Origin of the sequence: Streptomyces tibetensis, from assembly GCF_007655005.1 — a bacterium.
GTDB lineage: Bacteria > Actinomycetota > Actinomycetes > Streptomycetales > Streptomycetaceae > Streptomyces > Streptomyces tibetensis.
Map to the genome: position 1 here is coordinate 43,539 of NZ_SZVW01000013.1, position 15,754 is coordinate 59,292.

Sequence of the window (15,754 nt, forward strand, 5' to 3'; positions counted from 1 at the left end):
GTCATGACGAGTACACCGTTCCAGCGCACCATCGCCCTGCCGGCCCCCGTGTGCGAACAAGCCGCTCAGCATCTGGAGCAGGCCGCGAAGCGGGCCGTCGACGGGGCCGCGATCCCGCTGAAGGCGTTCCGTGAGGCCGCCGACAACGACTTCACCCTGCCGGTCCCGGTCGTCGAGCAGGCGGCGGCCTGCCTGCTGGTCCTCGCCACCGAGACCGCCCAGACCGTCCGCCCGTCCGCCCTGCGTGCCACCATCAGCGTCGCGCTGCGGCTGCGCGACGCCGTGCAGCTCGACCACCAGCCCGCCCTCAGCACCAGGTTCTGGTGAGCGAACGCCGGTTGCTCAGCCTCCGCGGAAGGCGACCTCGACCTGCCTGTGACGCAGCGCCTCCAGCGTGGCGTGCTGCCGGCGGGCCCGTTCGATGAGTTCGTCGAGCTGCCGTCGGTCGAGGCGTTCGTCCGTGGCGGCCAGATCGTGCAGCGTCTCCCAGCCGGCCAGCTTGCCCTCCACCCCGAGCGCCAGCGCCTCCAGCTCCCACAGAGTGCTCAGCGGAGAGCGCCGTACCAGGCTGCCGTTGCTCTTCAGCCGCCCCACCTGCTCGGCCGCCCGGCCCGCGTAGACCTTGTAGCGGCGCACCTGGACGTCCAGGCGCCGCATGAGGTGGAGCAGGGCCGTCCGGTCGTCGGCGATCTCGTCGGCGACCGGGGCCAGTGCGTCGGCGAGCGCCGAGCCGCCGCACGAGCGCAGCAGGTAGCGCACCCGCGCGGTCCCGGCGGTGGCACCGGCGAGATGGTCGTTGAGGTAGATGCCCAGCAGGGACATGTCGGTGGCCGGGGCACGCTCGGCGCCCGGCGAATCCGCTCGCTGTTCCGTCATGACGCGACTCCTGTCGTACTCCGGCCCTGCTCCACGGTCACCGTCGTGGTGACCCGCACGAGACAGGGAGGGCGGGGTGTCGAGCCGGTCCCGAAGCGCACGGGGGGCTCGACCGGGGCGAGGGCGCCGAGGCTCTCGCCCTTGCAGGTCACGGTGGCCGAGGTGACCGGGTGCAGATCCCGGGCGCCGTACCACTGGTGCCGTCCGGCCCGGGCGCTGGCGTGGGTGTGTGCGCCCAGCAGCAGACGGGCGGGCCGGTCCCACAGCGCGATCCAGGCCGGCCGGACGGCGAGGCGCCCCGGGACCACCCGCAGCGCCAGGCCCGGCAGGGTCCGGCGGCCGGTGCTGAACTCCAGGTGGAGCGGCGGGGCGGTGACGGTCCAGCGCCGGCGGCCGGTGACGGTCACCTCCACCGGTACGACCCGTACCTCGTCGAAGACATAGGTTCCGGCGACGAACTCCGCCGTCTCGGCCGTCGGCGCCAGCAGCAGCCGGTGTCCGTCGGCCCCCTCGACCATCACGTCACTGAACGGCCCGAACGGCGACCGGGGCCAGTGACCGAGCACCACGCGGGCGCCGGACGCCGTGCCGACCCCGGCGATCCAGCCGTCGAAACGCAGCGAGCGCACCGGCGGCGGGACACCGGCGCGCCGCGCCGGACCTGCGGGTTCGGGTCCACGGGAGAACACGCGGGCCGGGTGCCCGGCGCCTGTACGGGTGAAACGGCCGTCACCGCCGCGCACGGCGGCGGCCCGGCGCCTGTACGGGTGAAACGGCCGTCACCGCTGCGCACGGCGACGGCCCGGCGCCTGTCCGGGCGAAACGGCCGCCACCGCTGCGCACGGCGGCGGCCCGGCGCCTGCACGGGTGAAACGGCCGTCACCGCTGCGCACGGCGACGGCCCGGCGCCTGTCCGGGCGAAACGGCCGCCACCGCTGCGCACGGCGGCGGCCCGGCGCCTGCACGGGTGAAACGGCCGTCACCGCTGCGCACGGCGACGGCCCGGCGCCTGTACGGGCGAAACGGCCGTCACCGCCGCGCACGGCGACGGCCCGGCGCCTGTACGGGCGAAACGGCCGCCACCGCTGCGCACGGCGACGGCCCGGCGCCTGTACGGGTGAAACGGCCGCCACCGCCGCGCACGGCGCCGGCCCGGCGCCTGTACGGGCGAACCGGCCGCCACCGCCGCGCCCGGCGACGGGCCGGCGCCTGTACGGGTGAAACGGCCGTCACCGCTGCGCACGGCGGCGGCCCGGCGCCTGTACGGGTGAAACGGCCGCCACCGCCGCGCACCGCGGCGGCTCGACGATGCGCATGGGCGCCGGCGCTGCACGCGGCGGTTCGACGAAGCACAGGACGATGCCCGGCCCGCCCGGCCCCCTCGGCGATGTGGCCGAGGCCACGTGCTGGACGAGGTCCCGATCACGTCCGGGGGCGGGAAGCGGCGGTTACCGTCTACGACCAGATCCCCGCTCCCTTCCTTTCGGACGGCCCGGCAGTGCACGCAGATCTCTCCCCTGTCATCGCGGCGACCGCCCAGTGGCTGACCCGCGCCTTCCCCGCCTCCGGCGGCGCGCTGGCCTCCGCCCTGTGCGAGGTCCAGGCCCGGCAGGCCGTGACCGTCGCGGCCTGGCTCCGGTACCCGACGGCGATGGACGCCGCTCTGCTCGGCATGGCCGGCCCCGGCGGCTCCGGGCGGCTCGACTGGATCAGCGGCGCCGACGCCGCCCTCGGCGACGACGTGGACGCACACGCCTGGCGCAGCTGGGTGGACGAGGTCGTGGCCAGCTGGGCGGCCAGTCTGCTCACCGACCCGGAGCTGGCGGCCCGGGCGGTGGCCGCGCTCGCCGACGGCAGCCACAGCACCGGCGCACCGGCCGAGTTCCGCCGGCTCGTCGCCCCCGACGACGGCGACCGGAACGCCGCCGCCCTGCTGCGCCACCCCGACCTGCTCGCCCCCGTCGCCGGCCTGCACCAGGACCAGCTCCTCCACCGCCTGAACCCGGGCCGCACACTGATCGCCTGACTCCCGGGCCGCACACTGATCGCCTGACGCTCAGGTGCACTGCGCTGACCTGCGAGGACAGCGTCCTGGGTACGGCTCTCACCCTCCGTGACTCACCGGTTTGCCGTACGCGGCCGTGCCGTGCCCGCACGGCCGTCGGAGGCTGGGCGTGAGCTCGACGGCACTCCGGCTCCTTCGCAGGCCGGGGCGCGACCGTCCTGCCGCGCGCCGCCGCCACGGAGGAGAGACCGACATGAGCACCGCCCTCTCACGCACCTGGGAACACGCCGTCGTCACCGGCGGCGCCGGGTTCGTCGGCTCCCATCTGTGCGCCACCCTCCTGGACGCGGGTGCGGCCGTCACCTGCGTCGACGACTTCAGCACCGGCCGGCCCGAGAACATCACGCCGCTGCTCGAACGGCCAGGTTTCACGCTGGTCCAGGCCGACGTGTCCGAGGGGCTGCGGGTCAAACGGCCACCGGACCTCGTGCTGCACTTCGCCTCCCCGGCGTCCCCGGCGGACTACCTGCGCCTCCCGCTGCACACCCTGGAGACCGGCAGCCTCGGCACCCGCCACGTCCTGGAACTCGCGCACTGCGCCCGGGCCCGCTTCGTCCTCGCCTCGACCTCCGAGGTCTACGGCGACCCGCAGCAGAACCCCCAGGACGAGCGCTACTGGGGCAACGTCAACCCCGTCGGACCGCGCAGCGTCTACGACGAGGCCAAACGCTTCGGCGAGGCGCTGACCACCGCCCACGCCGAGGCCGAGGGCACCGACACCTGCATCGTGCGGCTGTTCAACACCTACGGCCCTCGCATGCGCGGCCATGACGGACGGGCGGTGCCGACCTTCGTACGGCAGGCCCTGGCCGGCGAGCCCCTCACCGTGACCGGCGACGGCCGCCAGACTCGGTCGCTGTGCTTCGTCGACGACACCGTGCGCGGCGTCCTCGCAGCGGCCGCCCACGGCATGCGCGGCCCCGTCAACATCGGCAACCCGACCGAGATCACCATGCTCGACCTGGCCCGCCTGGTCGTGGAACTCGCCGAGTCGTCCTCCGAGATCCGCTACATCGAACGCCCGGTGGACGACCCGGCCGTGCGCTGCCCGGACATCACGCTGGCCCGCGACAAGCTCGGCTGGGAACCGCAGGTGCGTGCCGAGGAGGGGCTGCGGCGCACGATCGCCTGGTTCCGCGAGGCCGGCACCGAGGAGTGAACCCGCCCGGGCACCCCGCACCGCCGCGTCCGGGTGTCTCCCGACCGCCGAAAGGCCCGCCCTCCATGCGCATCCTCGGAATCAACGCCCTCTTCCACGACCCCGCCGCCGCCCTGGTGATCGACGGACGGACCGTCGCCGCCGCGGAGGAGGAGCGGTTCTCCCGCCGCAAACACGGCAAGAGACCTCTGCCGTTCTCCGCCTGGGAACTGCCCGAGCGGGCCGCGGCCTGGTGCCTGAAGCGGGCCGGGCTGCGCCCGCAGGACCTCGACGCCGTCACCTACTCCTTCGACCCCCGGCTCGCCCGGCCGGCCGAGGACATGGGCCTGGACGACCCCTGGGACCACCTGCGGCTGACCTACGCCCGCGAGGCACCCGGCTTCCTGAGGACCGCCCTGCCCGGTCTCGACCCCGGGATCGTCCGCTTCGTGCCGCACCACATGGCCCACGCCGCCTCCAGCGCCTTCGCCGCACCGGACGCCGGGAACTCCTCCGTCCTCGTCCTCGACGGCCGTGGGGAACGCGCCTCCCATCTGGCCGCGCGCCGCGTGGGCGACCGCCTGGAGCAACTGCACGCCCAGGACCTGCCGCACTCTCTCGGCCTCGTCTACGAGGAACTCACCGAGCATCTGGGCTTCCTGCGCTCCTCTGACGAGTTCAAGGTCATGGCCCTCGCCTCCCATGGCAGGCCGCGCATGCTCGCCGAACTGCGCCGCCACGTGTATCCCACCGGCGACGGCGGCTTCCACGCCACCGGCGTGCCCTGGCCCGAGCTGTGCGCCCCGCGTGGTCCCGACGAGCCGTGGACACAGGACCACGCCGACGTCGCCGCCAGTGCCCAGGCCGTGCTGGAGGAGACCCTGCTCGACCTGGTGCGCTGGCTGCACGGCCGGACCCACGACCGGGTGCTCACCCTCGCCGGCGGCGTCGCCCTCAACTGCGTCGCCAACTCCCGTATCGCCCGCGAGGGTCCCTTCGCCCGGGTGTGGGTGCAGCCGGCGGCGGGAGACGCCGGCACCGCCCTGGGCGGAGCCTTGCTGCTGTCCGCCGTGGAGGGCGACGCACCGCAGCCCATGGCCGGTGCCGACCTCGGCCGCGAGTGGTCCGACGCCGAGCTCGGAGCCTGGCTGAAGACCGCGGCCGTACCCGTCGAGCGGCCCTCGGACATCGCCGCGACCGTGGCCCGGGCCCTGGCGGACAACGGGATCGTCGCCTGGTTCCAGGGCCGCTCCGAGTACGGCCCCCGGGCCCTCGGCCACCGCTCCCTGCTGGCCCACCCCGGGCACGCGGGCAACCTGGAACGCCTCAACGACGTCAAGGGCCGCGAGCAGTTCCGCCCCGTCGCACCCATGGTCCTCGCCGGCCGCGCAGCCGAGCTCTTCGACGGCCCGTTGCCCAGCCCGTACATGCTGTTCGTGCACGAGGTGGCCCCCGCATGGCGGGACCGCATCCCCGCGGTCGTGCACGTCGACGGCACCGCCCGCATCCAGACCGTCGACCCGGACCGCGAACCCCTTATCGCCCGCATGCTCGGCGAGTTCGAGCGTCTCACCGGGCTGCCCGTGGTCGTCAACACCAGCCTCAACACGGCAGGCCGGCCCATGGTCGACGACCCGCGCGACGCCCTGGAGTGCTTCGGCTCCTCGCCCGTCGACCTGCTGGCCATCGGCCCGTACGCGATCCGGCGCGGCGACCTCTTCCGTACCGACTCCCGCAGCGCCGATGCCGGAGGCCCACGATGACCCGACCCGAGACCCGCACGCCCGACGCCGCGTACGCCGTCGTCATCCCGACCCTCGGCCGGGCCAGCCTGGGCGCCTGCCTGCGCGCCCTCGCGGAGACGACCGGGCCGGGCCCCGTCCGGGTGGTCCTCGTCGACGACCGGCCCGCCACGGACGGTGTCCCCCTCACCGCCGACGTCCCACCGTCCCTGCGCGCACGCACCATCGTCGTGCCCGGCGGTGCGCGCGGACCCGCCGCCGCACGCAACCTCGGCTGGCGGGCCGCCGGTGACGTGCCCTGGATCGTCTTCCTCGACGACGACGTCGTCCCCGGGCCCACCTGGGGCGACGACCTGGCCCTGGACCTGGCCGCGGCCACCGAGCGCACCGCCGGGATCACCGCCCGCATCGATGTGCCCCTGCCCGCCGACCGGCGCCCCACGGACTGGGAACGCAACACGGCCGGACTCGCCGGCGCCCGCTGGATCACCGCCGACCTGGCATACCGCCGGGCCGCGCTGACGGCCGTCGGCGGATTCGACGATCGGTTCCGGCGGGCCTTCCGGGAGGACGCCGACCTCGCCTTGCGCATGCTCGACGCCGGCTGGACGCTCACCGTCGGCCGGCGCACCACCACCCACCCCGTACGGCAGGCCGGGCGCTGGATCTCCGTCCGGCTCCAGGCGGGAAACGCCGACGACGTGCTGATGACCCGGCTGCACGGCCGTCACTGGTGGCGCCGGGCCGAGGCACGCCGCGGGCGCCTGCCCCTGCACCTTGCGGTGACCGGAGCCGGGGTGACGGCGCTCGGCTGCGCCCTGCTCGGCAGGCACCGGGCCGCCGCGGCCTGCGCCGCCGCCTGGCTGGCCGGCACCACCGAGTTCGCCCTCGCCCGCATCCTGCCCGGGCCGGGCACCCGCGACGAGGTGCTCACCATGGCGGTGACCAGTGCCTTCGTCCCTCCCGCGGCGACCTGGCACTGGCTGCGCGGGCGGGTCGCCCACCGCAAGGCAGGGCGGTACGCCCCCTTCGGCAACGGTGAGCCGGCGCCCGCGCCCCGCCCGGCCGCCCGGGAACGGCTGCGGTCATGACGCCGCCCCTCGCCCCCTGGCTCCTCCCCGGGCACGTGCGGCAGCACCCGCGCGTGCCGGGCGGCCCCCACCCCGCGGCCGTTCTCTTCGACCGCGACGGCACCCTCGTCGCCGACGTGCCCTACAACGGGGACCCGTCCCGGGTCACGCTCATGCCGGGCGCCCGCGAGGCCGTGGACGCCGTACGCGCCGCCGGGGTGCCCGTCGGGGTCGTCACCAACCAGTCGGGCGTGGCCCGGGGCCTGCTGACCCGCCGCGACGTGGAGGTCGTACGGCTGCGGGTGGAGGAACTGCTCGGGCCGTTCGCCGTCTGGGCCGTGTGCCCGCACGGGCCGGGGGAGGGCTGCGCCTGCCGCAAGCCGGCACCCGGACTGATCCTGGCCGCGTGCCGGCGGCTCGCCGTCCCACCGGAACGCACCGCCGTCATCGGCGACATCGGAGCCGACATGGAGGCGGCGCGGGCGGCGGGGGCCCGAGGGGTCCTGGTCCCCACGGCCGTCACCCGTGCCGTTGAGACCGCGACGGCCGACGTCACGGCACCGGACCTGCCGGCGGCCGTACGCCTCGTCCTCGGCTCCGCCGTCACGGCACGGGAGCCACGATGACCCCCTCCCGTCCTCCCCGCACCCTCGTGGTCCGTCTCGACAGCGCCGGAGACGTACTCCTGGCCGGGCCCGCCGTACGGGCGGTCGCCGCCGGATCCTCGTACACCGCGCTGCTCTGCGGGCCCCAGGGCACGGCGGCCGGGCGGATGCTGCCCGGCGTCGACGACGTGCTGACCTTCGACGCCCCCTGGGTCGGGCTGGAGCCGCCGCCGGTGACGCGTGCGGGCACCCGGCGGCTGATGGAGACGCTCACGGCGGGCCGCTTCGACCGGGCGCTCGTGCTGGTGTCGTACCACCAGAGCCCACTGCCGGCCGCCCTGCTGCTGAAGCTGGCAGGGATCGGACGGACCGCCGCCGACTGCGAGGACTACCCGGGCGCGCTCCTCGACCGGCGGCACCGCAGGAGGCCGCACCGTCATGAGGCCCTGGCCGCCCTCGACCTGGCCCGCGCCGAGGGCTTCCCGGTCCCGCCCGGCGACGACGGCCGGCTGCGTGTCCTGCCGCCGCCGAGCACCGGCCACCTCACCGGCCCCGAGCCGTACGTCGTCCTCCACCCCGGCGCGGCCGTGCCCGCGCGGGCCTGGACGCCGGGCCGGGCGGCTCGTGCCGTGGCCGCCCTGTCCGCAGCGGGGCACCGGGTCGTCGTCACGGGCGGGCCCGCCGAGCGCGAACTGACCGCACGGGTCGCCGGGCGGCGCGCCCTGGACCTCGGCGGCGCCACCGATCTGCCGCACCTGGCCGGAGTCCTGGCCGGAGCCCGGGCCGTGGTGGCCGGCAACACCGGCCCGGCGCATCTCGCCGCCGCCGTGGGCACGCCCGTCGTCAGCCTCTTCGCACCGGTCGTGCCGGCCGACCGGTGGGCCCCCTACGGCGTACCGCACGTCCTGCTCGGCGACCCGCACGCGGCCTGCGCGCAGACCCGGGCCCGGCACTGCCCGGTGCCCGGACACCCCTGCCTCGACGGCATCGGCGACGCCGAGGTGCTCGCCGCCGTGGCGGCCCTCACGGGCCACCCGGCGGACCGGGGAGAACAGACCGAGCGAGGAGCTGCCGTATGAACATCCTGCTGTGGCACGTGCACGGCTCCTGGACGACCGCCTTCGTCCAGGGCCCGCACACCTACCTCGTCCCCGTCACGCCCGACCGCGGCCCGGACGGCCTCGGGCGGGCCGAGACCTTCACCTGGCCCGCCTCGGTACAGGAGGTCACCCCCGCGGAACTCGGCGACACGCCGGTCGACCTGGTCCTCCTCCAGCGGCCGCACGAGGCGGCGCTGGCCGAACGGTGGCTCGGCGGGCGCCGCCCCGGGCGGGACGTGCCCGCGGTGTACCTGGAGCACAACGCGCCCGACGGCGACGTGCCCGACACCCGGCACCCGTGCGCCGACCGCGACGACCTCACCCTCGTGCACGTCACCCACTTCAACCGGCTGTTCTGGGACGGCGGCAGCACCCGCACCGAGGTGATCGAGCACGGCATCGTCGACCCGGGCCACCGCTACAGCGGCCGGCTCGCCCGCGCCGCCGTCGTCGTCAACGAACCCGTGCGGCGCGCCCGGTACACCGGCACCGACTTGCTGCCCGCCCTCGCCGAGGCCGTTCCGCTCGACGTGTTCGGGATGGGCACCGAGGGCCTGGCCGGACACCTCGGCCTGGCACCGGACCGCTGCCGCACCGCCGACCTGCCCCAGAGCGAGCTGCACACGGCGCTGGCCGACCGCCGCATGTACCTGCACCCGGTGCGCTGGACCTCCCTCGGCCTGTCCCTGCTGGAGGCCATGCACCTCGGCATGCCCGTGCTGGCGTTCGCCACCACCGAGGCGGTCGAGGCGGTCCCGCCCGGCGCCGGCACCCTGACCACCCGGCCGGACGTCCTGGCCCGTGCGGCCCGCCGCTACCTCCACGAACCCGAGGCCGCGGCCGCGGAGGGGACCCGCGCCCGCCAGGCGGCCCTCGAACGCTACGGGCTCAAACGCTTCCTGGCCGACTGGGAGCGCCTGATCACGGAGGTGTGCTCATGACCCCGTCCCTCAGCCACTTCCCGTCCGGACCGCTCGGCGGCGGCCCGCTCGACCCCGGCGTCCTCGCGATCGCGCTCGTCTCCGAGCACGCCAGTCCCCTCGCCGCACTCGGCGGAGTCGACGCCGGCGGGCAGAACGTCCACGTCGCCTGCCTCGCCGGGGCACTCGCCGACCGCGGCCACCGCGTCACCGTCCACACCCGCCGGGACGCGCCCGACCTGCCGTGGCGGGTGGAACTGCGCGACGGCGTCGAGGTGCACCACGTACCCGCCGGGCCGGCCGAACCGCTCCCCAAGGATGAACTGCTGCCGCACATGGACGAGTTCGGCCGCCACCTCGCCCGCGGCTGGCGCACCCGGCCGCCTGATCTCGTGCACTCCCACTACTGGATGTCGGGCCTGGCCGCGCTGCGCGCCACCCGCGAGCACGGCCTTCCCCTGCTGCACACCTACCACGCCCTCGGCACCGTGAAGCGACGGCACCAGCGGCTCGCCGACACCAGCCCGCCGGAGCGGATCCCCGGCGAGATCGAGATCGGCCTGAACTGCGACCGCGTCATCGCCACCTGCCGCGACGAGGTCCACGAACTGGTCCGCATGGGCATCCCCCCGCACCGGATCGGCATCGTGCCGTGCGGTGTCGACACCGACCGGTTCACTCCCAAGGGCCCGGCCGCGCCGCGCGGCCCCCACCCGCACCGGATCCTGCAACTGGGCCGGCTCGTGCCGCGCAAGGGCACCGCCGTGACCGTCGCCGCCCTGGCCCGGCTGCCCGGCACCGAACTGGTCGTCGTCGGCGGGCCGCCCGCCGGACGGCTCGACGGTGACCCGGAAGTGCGGCGGCTGCGCGACCTCGCCCGGGACGCCGGCGTCGCCGACCGCGTCCGCTTCACCGGCGCCCTTCCCAGCGAGGAGGTGCCGGCCCTGCTGCGCTCCGCCGACGTGGTGGTCTGCCCCGCCGACTACGAACCCTTCGGCATCGTCCCGCTGGAGGCCATGGCCTGCGGCGTGCCCGTGGTGGCCAGCGCGGTCGGCGGGCAGCTCGACACCGTCGCCGACCCGGGCACCGGACGACTGGTACCGCCCGGCGACCCGGCGGCCCTGGCCGGTGCCGTCGCCGGGCTGCTCGCCGATCCGGAGGCACGCGCGGCCTGCGGGGCGGCGGGCCGCCGCCGGGTGCTCAGCAGGTACGGCTGGGGCCACGTCGCCGCGGCCACCGAAGCCGCCTACTGCGAGGTCCTCGACACCGAGCCCGCCGCCACCGGTGCCGGCTGACCCCGCCGGTCCCGGTGAGGTCCTCGACACCGAGCCCGCCGCCACCGGTACCGGCTGACCCCGCCGGTCCCGGTGAGGTCCTCGACACCGAGCCCGCCGCACCGGTGCCCACTGACTCGCCCGTCCCGCCCACCGCCCGAAGGAGGTGTGGGTCCCCGCCGTCCCCGCACGGTGGTGCGCCCGATCCGCATGAGCGAATCTTCACCACAGCCCGGCCTCGACGCCGCCCGTCTGCACTGCCGGTCGCTGGAGGAGGCCCTGGGCCGGTTCCGGGAGAACGGCCTGGACCGGATCGCGGACTGGGGCGGCCGCCTCGCCGACGTCCTCGGCGGCGGCGGCCGGCTCCTCGCCGCGGGCAACGGGGGCAGCGCCGCCCAGGCCCAGCACCTCACAGCCGAACTGGTCGGCCGCTACCGCCGGGAACGCCGCGCCTACTCCGCGATCGCCCTGCACGCCGAGACGTCCAGCGTGACCGCCATCGGCAACGACTACGGCTTCGACCACGTCTACGCCCGTCAGGTCACCGCCCACGGTCGCCCCGGGGACGTCCTGATGCTGCTGTCCACCTCGGGGCGCAGCAGCAACCTCGTCGCCGCCGCCGTGACCGCCCGGCAGGCCGGACTGCGCGTCTGGGCGCTCACCGGGCGCGGCCCGAACCCCCTGGCGGAAGCCGCCCACGAGGCGCTGTGCATCGAGGCGGACACGACCGCCAACGTCCAGGAGACCCACCTCGTCGCCGTCCACCTGCTCTGCGAGTGCTTCGACACGGCCCTGGCCACGCCCCTCGCGCGGCGTGCGGTCCTGACACACGGGGGGACGCCATGACCCGGACCGGGCCGCACCCCCTCGTCGTCGTCGGGGACGTTCTCCTCGACGAGGACATCGAAGGCGTCTCCACCCGCCTCGCCCCCGACGCCCCCGCCCCCGTCGTCGACGTCACCGGCGATCGTCGCCACCCCGGCGGAGCCGGACTGGCCGCCGCTCTCGCCGCCCGTGGCGGCCGGGACGTGGTCCTGGTGACCGCGCTCGGCGACGACGAGGCCAGTGAGGCGGTACGCCGCGGGCTGCGCGGCCGGGTCCGGATCCTGGAGATCCCGCTGGACGGCACCCTGCCGGTCAAGACCCGCGTCCTCGCGGGCGGCCGGCCGGTCGTGCGCATCGACCGGGGCGGCGGCACCCCGGGCGAGCCCGACGACGCGGTCCGGGAGGCGCTGGCCGACGCGCACGCCGTCCTGGTCGCCGACTACGGCCGGCACACGGCGGGCGCCCTGCGACCGCTCCTGGAGGACGCCGCCCGCCGCACGCCCCTGGTGTGGGACCCGCACCCCACGGGCGACCCGCCCGTGCCCGGAGCACGCCTGGTCACCCCCAACGCGGCCGAGGCACGGGCCCTGCACCCCGGTTCCGGAGGGACCTCGCTCGGCGCGTACGCCGAGCGGGCGGCCCAGCTCGTCCAGCGCTGGCGTGCCGCCGGGGTGGCCGTCACCCTCGGCGAGCGCGGAGTACTGCTGGCCCGGCCCGGCCCCGGCACCCCGATGCTGGTCCCCGTGCCCTACCGGGCCGCCGGGGATCCCTGCGGCGCGGGCGACTGCTTCGCCGCCACGGCGGCGGCCGCTCTGGCGGACGGTCTGCTCCCCGAGGAGGCGCTGCAGCGTGCCGTCGCGGAGGCGGCCGCGTTCGTCGCGGCGGGCGGTGCGGGCAACCCCGGCCTGTGGCGGACCGAGCCCGAGCCCGGCGCCGCCGACCGGCCCGCGACCGACGCGTTCGGGCTCGCCGAGCGGGTCAGGGCCCGCGGTGGCACCGTCGTCGCCACCGGCGGCTGCTTCGACCTGGTGCACGCCGGTCACGTCGGGCTGCTGGAGAGCGCCCGGCGCATCGGCGACTGCCTCATCGTGTGCCTGAACTCCGACGCGTCCGTCGCGCGCCGCAAGGGGCCGGGGCGCCCGCTCAACCCGGCGGTGGACCGGGCCCGCGTCCTCGCCGCGCTCGGCAGCGTCGACGCCGTCGTGGTCTTCGAGGAGGACACGCCCGAGGCGGTACTGGCCCGGCTGCGGCCGGACGTCTGGGTCAAGGGCGGCGACTACTCCGTCCAGGATCTGCCCGAGGCGAAGGTGCTCCGTACCTGGGGCGGGCAGGCGGTGGTCCTGCCCTACCTCGACGGCCGCTCCACGACCCTGCTGGCCCGGCGGGCGGCGGAGGCGGCGCTGCGGCCGTGAGGAGCACTCGGTGAGGGGAGCTGCACGGACCACGCTTCGGGAACCGCCCCCGTAGGGCGCTCACCCGGGCCGCCGCGCTCGGTGCTGGTTGGGCCGGTGGGCGGGACTCCCACCCCGGGCCGCCGCGCTCGGTGCTGGGTGGGCCGGTGGGCGGGAACCCCCCCCCGGGCCGCCGCGCTCGGTGCTGGTTGGGCCGGCGGGCGGGAATCCCACCCCGGGCCGCCGCGCTCGGTGCGGGTTAGGCCGGTGGGCGGGAAGCCCACCCCGGGCCGCCGCGCTCGGTGCTGGTCGGGCCGGTGGGCGGGAATCCCACCCCGGGCCGCCGCGCGCGGTGCTGGTTGGGCCGGTGGGCGGGAATCCCACCCCGGGCCGCCGGGGCCGGTGCGGGTCGGCGCGGTCAGTAGGGCGCAGCTCGGGCCGCCGGGGTCGGTGCGGGGCGGCGCGCGGTCACTGGGGAGCCCGCTCGGGCGGTCAGGCCCGGTGCCGGCCGGCCGTGCGGGTACGGAGCCCGCTCAGGCCGCCGGGCTCAGGGCTCGCCTGCCCGGCGCGTCGTGCTCCCCCTTGCGCAGGACGACCGGGGCCGGGGCCCGGCGCCTGCGCAGCAGGGAGCCCGTCCCGATCGCGCCGGCGATGAGCAGTCCGCCGGTGACGAGGGCGCCGCGCGGCCCGGCCAGTTCCATGAGGAGGCCCAGCGCGGGAGGGCCGCCCAGGCCCCACACCGTGCCGATGCTGCCCCACACACCCAGCACCCGTCCCCGCAGGTGAGGGGGCGGGTCGGTCTGGAGAACGGCCGTGCCGGCGGTGTCGGAGACGGACTCGACCACGGCCATCGGCAGGACCAGCGCGATCAGCACCGCAAGCGACGGTGACAGCCCCGCCACCACCTGCAGCAGCGCCCCCGCAGCCGCCAGGGCGCCCACCAGCCGCACGGACGGCCGGCGCAGCCGGGCGCCGAGAACCGCGCCGAGGATGCCGCCGACGGCGAGCACGGTCGACACCGTGCCGAACGAACCGGCACCACCCGCGAGCGGCCCGGTGACGAGCACCGCCAGGGTGAGCCCGTAGTTGCGGCCGAACACGGAGCTGATGCCGGTCACACCCGCCAGCGCGACGAGGCGCGGGCGCCGCACGAAGTAGGCCAGCCCCTCCCGGACGGTCAGGTCGGGACCGGTGTCCTCGGCAGCCGGGGTGTCCTGCCGCCCCGCACCGGCCGCCGGACGCAGGAACGGGATGACCGAGGCCACGAACAGGAACGACAGCCCGTTGCCGAAATACGCGGCGGACGTGCCGAGGAACCCGACCGCCACACCGGCCAGGGCCGCCCCCACCAGCCGACCGGCCTGGTGCACCAAGGCCCCGACCCCGATGGCCGAGGGCACGTCCTCCGCCGGTACGAGGTCGTTGCCCAGCAGCGCGCACGCCGGGTTGTCGACGGTCGCGACGACACCCGTGAGGGCGGCCAGCACCATCAGCGAGGTCATGTCGATGAGGTCCAGCGCCACGAGGACGGCCGTGGTGAACGCGATCGCGCCGAGCACCGCCTGGCTCACGGCGGCCGTCAGCTTGCGCGGCCACCGGTCGACGGCGGCCCCGCCGAGCACGCTGATCAGCAGCGCCGGAGCGGCCTGCACCGACATGGACAGGCCCGTCGCGGCGGCGGACCCGGTGATCTGCAGGACCAGCAGGTTCTGCACCGTGAGCTGCATCCACGTGCCTGCGTTCGACACGAAGTTCGCGACGGACCACCAGCGCATGCTGCGGTACCGCAGTGACCGCCAGGGCGAGCGGGAAGCGGGGAGGGCGGAGGCGGGCAGGGCAGGGGAGGGGGAGGAAGGCACAGTGCGGTACTCGAAGACGAGTCGGAGGACTCAGAGGAGGGCGACGAGGGGCGCGTCACACCGGCGGCGCTGCACGGTGGACCCCTCGACGGGTACGGCGCCGACCATCGTGGCAGAGGGGACCGGGGAAGCGGTTCCACCTGCCCTTGATCCACGCTCTCCGGCCCTCGAAAGGCCCTGCCCGGCACGGGCCTTGAGACCGCAGTGGGGTTGATCACACGGAGTGACCACGCCGCGGTCGATCACCCGCACAAGGAAGCGGGGCCCGTCACCTCAAGTGACGAGCCCCGCCCAGCGGGGTGACCTGGCTCACCCGGACTTGCCCCGGCCGCTCAGTGCGTCCCGCAGCCGGTCCACCATCCCGGTGCCCGGAGCCAGGAGCTTGTTGGCCGGTGGTTTGTCGGGGGCCGCAGGGTGGGGCCGGGTCGGGGCGGTCTTCTTGGCCTTGCGTACCTTGTCGCCCAGCTCGTTGAGCGTGTCCATCGGACAGGCCTGCCGCAGCCGCGGGAAGAGGTTGCCCTCCTCGTCGGCGATGTGCGAGCGGATCTCGCTCATCAGCATGCCCGCCAGCCGGTCGAAGTCGGCGTCACCCGGACCGCAGCCCTCCAGATCCTTCATGATCTGCTCGGCCGTGGCGTGATCCTTCAGTTCCTGATCCGCGAGGGCGTCCCCGCCCGCCACGTGCTCGCGTACGGCGGGGTAGAGGTAGGCCTCCTCGGCCACCGAGTGCCGTACGAGCTCCATCGTGACCTGGTCGGCGTACGTCTTGCGGTCCTGGTGGCCGGACGGCAGTGCCTCGATCTTGCCGAACATCTCCTCGACCTCGCGGTGATCGGTCACCAGCTCGTCGATGACGTTTCCTCCGTGTCCCATCTCCTTCACCTCCAGC

General features: G+C 75.8%; 15 protein-coding genes. 11 read left to right on the plus strand and 4 right to left on the minus strand.

Annotation, left to right across the window (positions count from 1 at the left end; all coding sequences use genetic code 11):
* Positions 1-3: 3 nt before the first annotated feature.
* On the plus strand, positions 4-327 hold the full coding sequence (locus tag FDO69_RS22320) for a hypothetical protein (protein ID WP_104781628.1): 324 nt from the start codon (positions 4-6) through the stop codon (positions 325-327).
* Positions 328-342: 15 nt separating this feature from the next.
* Here FDO69_RS22320 and FDO69_RS22325 read toward each other — a convergent pair whose 3' ends face one another.
* Both FDO69_RS22325 and FDO69_RS22330 read right to left on the minus strand, forming a co-directional pair.
* Positions 343-876, minus strand: coding sequence for a hypothetical protein (locus tag FDO69_RS22325; protein WP_104781629.1), 534 nt, complete (start codon positions 874-876; stop codon positions 343-345).
* The gene (locus tag FDO69_RS22330; protein WP_104781630.1) at positions 873-1,505 is read right to left on the minus strand and encodes a hypothetical protein; all 633 of its coding nucleotides are present in this window, start codon (positions 1,503-1,505) and stop codon (positions 873-875) included. Before FDO69_RS22330 ends, FDO69_RS22325 begins: the two co-directional genes overlap by 4 nt.
* 869 nt (positions 1,506-2,374) lie before the next feature.
* Between FDO69_RS22330 and FDO69_RS22335 the strand changes: the two genes are divergently transcribed.
* The 10 genes from FDO69_RS22335 to rfaE2 all read left to right on the plus strand — a co-directional run bounded on the left by FDO69_RS22335 (position 2,375) and on the right by rfaE2 (position 13,027).
* A complete protein-coding gene (locus tag FDO69_RS22335) occupies positions 2,375-2,902 on the plus strand; it encodes a hypothetical protein (protein WP_104781631.1) in 528 nt (175 codons plus the stop codon).
* 232 nt (positions 2,903-3,134) lie between these two features.
* Complete coding sequence (locus FDO69_RS22340) at positions 3,135-4,100, plus strand: NAD-dependent epimerase/dehydratase family protein (protein ID WP_104781632.1); 966 nt, start codon at positions 3,135-3,137, stop codon at positions 4,098-4,100.
* 65 nt (positions 4,101-4,165) lie between these two features.
* Positions 4,166-5,842: a carbamoyltransferase family protein gene (locus tag FDO69_RS22345; protein ID WP_104781633.1), complete on the plus strand. Its 1,677-nt coding sequence runs from the start codon at positions 4,166-4,168 to the stop codon at positions 5,840-5,842.
* Positions 5,839-6,912 (plus strand): glycosyltransferase family 2 protein, encoded by a 1,074-nt coding sequence (locus tag FDO69_RS22350; RefSeq protein ID WP_104781634.1) that lies wholly within the window; start codon positions 5,839-5,841, stop codon positions 6,910-6,912. Before FDO69_RS22345 ends, FDO69_RS22350 begins: the two co-directional genes overlap by 4 nt.
* A complete protein-coding gene (locus tag FDO69_RS22355; RefSeq protein ID WP_104781635.1) occupies positions 6,909-7,517 on the plus strand; it encodes a D-glycero-alpha-D-manno-heptose-1,7-bisphosphate 7-phosphatase in 609 nt (202 codons plus the stop codon). The genes FDO69_RS22350 and FDO69_RS22355 overlap by 4 nt, the downstream gene beginning before the upstream one ends.
* On the plus strand, positions 7,514-8,575 hold the full coding sequence (locus FDO69_RS22360) for a glycosyltransferase family 9 protein (protein WP_104781636.1): 1,062 nt from the start codon (positions 7,514-7,516) through the stop codon (positions 8,573-8,575). The genes FDO69_RS22355 and FDO69_RS22360 overlap by 4 nt, the downstream gene beginning before the upstream one ends.
* On the plus strand, positions 8,572-9,537 hold the full coding sequence (locus FDO69_RS22365; protein ID WP_104781637.1) for a glycosyltransferase: 966 nt from the start codon (positions 8,572-8,574) through the stop codon (positions 9,535-9,537). The genes FDO69_RS22360 and FDO69_RS22365 overlap by 4 nt, the downstream gene beginning before the upstream one ends.
* Entirely contained in the window at positions 9,534-10,811 is a 1,278-nt protein-coding gene (locus FDO69_RS22370) for a glycosyltransferase (protein ID WP_104781638.1), read from the plus strand. The genes FDO69_RS22365 and FDO69_RS22370 overlap by 4 nt, the downstream gene beginning before the upstream one ends.
* Before the next feature lie 189 nt (positions 10,812-11,000).
* Complete coding sequence (locus FDO69_RS22375) at positions 11,001-11,636, plus strand: D-sedoheptulose-7-phosphate isomerase (protein WP_104781826.1); 636 nt, start codon at positions 11,001-11,003, stop codon at positions 11,634-11,636.
* Positions 11,633-13,027: a D-glycero-beta-D-manno-heptose 1-phosphate adenylyltransferase gene (rfaE2, locus tag FDO69_RS22380; protein ID WP_104781639.1), complete on the plus strand. Its 1,395-nt coding sequence runs from the start codon at positions 11,633-11,635 to the stop codon at positions 13,025-13,027. The genes FDO69_RS22375 and rfaE2 overlap by 4 nt, the downstream gene beginning before the upstream one ends.
* A gap of 512 nt (positions 13,028-13,539) precedes the next feature.
* Here rfaE2 and FDO69_RS22385 read toward each other — a convergent pair.
* A complete protein-coding gene (locus FDO69_RS22385) occupies positions 13,540-14,781 on the minus strand; it encodes an MFS transporter (protein WP_104781640.1) in 1,242 nt (413 codons plus the stop codon).
* Between the two features lie 393 nt (positions 14,782-15,174).
* Positions 15,175-15,738, minus strand: coding sequence for a hemerythrin domain-containing protein (locus FDO69_RS22390; protein WP_104781641.1), 564 nt, complete (start codon positions 15,736-15,738; stop codon positions 15,175-15,177).
* Between the last annotated feature and the right edge of the window lie 16 nt (positions 15,739-15,754).

What these genes read in the sequence shown, in the direction of transcription:
- FDO69_RS22320 (WP_104781628.1), top strand. Translation starts at nt 4, where the DNA reads ATGACGAGTACACCGTTCCAGCGCACCATCGCCCTGCCGGCCCCCGTG.
- FDO69_RS22325 (WP_104781629.1), bottom strand. Translation starts at nt 876, where the DNA reads ATGACGGAACAGCGAGCGGATTCGCCGGGCGCCGAGCGTGCCCCGGCC.
- FDO69_RS22340 (WP_104781632.1), top strand. Translation starts at nt 3,135, where the DNA reads ATGAGCACCGCCCTCTCACGCACCTGGGAACACGCCGTCGTCACCGGC.
- FDO69_RS22345 (WP_104781633.1), top strand. Translation starts at nt 4,166, where the DNA reads ATGCGCATCCTCGGAATCAACGCCCTCTTCCACGACCCCGCCGCCGCC.
- FDO69_RS22350 (WP_104781634.1), top strand. Translation starts at nt 5,839, where the DNA reads ATGACCCGACCCGAGACCCGCACGCCCGACGCCGCGTACGCCGTCGTC.
- FDO69_RS22355 (WP_104781635.1), top strand. Translation starts at nt 6,909, where the DNA reads ATGACGCCGCCCCTCGCCCCCTGGCTCCTCCCCGGGCACGTGCGGCAG.
- FDO69_RS22360 (WP_104781636.1), top strand. Translation starts at nt 7,514, where the DNA reads ATGACCCCCTCCCGTCCTCCCCGCACCCTCGTGGTCCGTCTCGACAGC.
- FDO69_RS22365 (WP_104781637.1), top strand. Translation starts at nt 8,572, where the DNA reads ATGAACATCCTGCTGTGGCACGTGCACGGCTCCTGGACGACCGCCTTC.
- FDO69_RS22370 (WP_104781638.1), top strand. Translation starts at nt 9,534, where the DNA reads ATGACCCCGTCCCTCAGCCACTTCCCGTCCGGACCGCTCGGCGGCGGC.
- FDO69_RS22375 (WP_104781826.1), top strand. Translation starts at nt 11,001, where the DNA reads ATGAGCGAATCTTCACCACAGCCCGGCCTCGACGCCGCCCGTCTGCAC.
- rfaE2 (WP_104781639.1), top strand. Translation starts at nt 11,633, where the DNA reads ATGACCCGGACCGGGCCGCACCCCCTCGTCGTCGTCGGGGACGTTCTC.
- FDO69_RS22385 (WP_104781640.1), bottom strand. Translation starts at nt 14,781, where the DNA reads ATGCGCTGGTGGTCCGTCGCGAACTTCGTGTCGAACGCAGGCACGTGG.
- FDO69_RS22390 (WP_104781641.1), bottom strand. Translation starts at nt 15,738, where the DNA reads ATGGGACACGGAGGAAACGTCATCGACGAGCTGGTGACCGATCACCGC.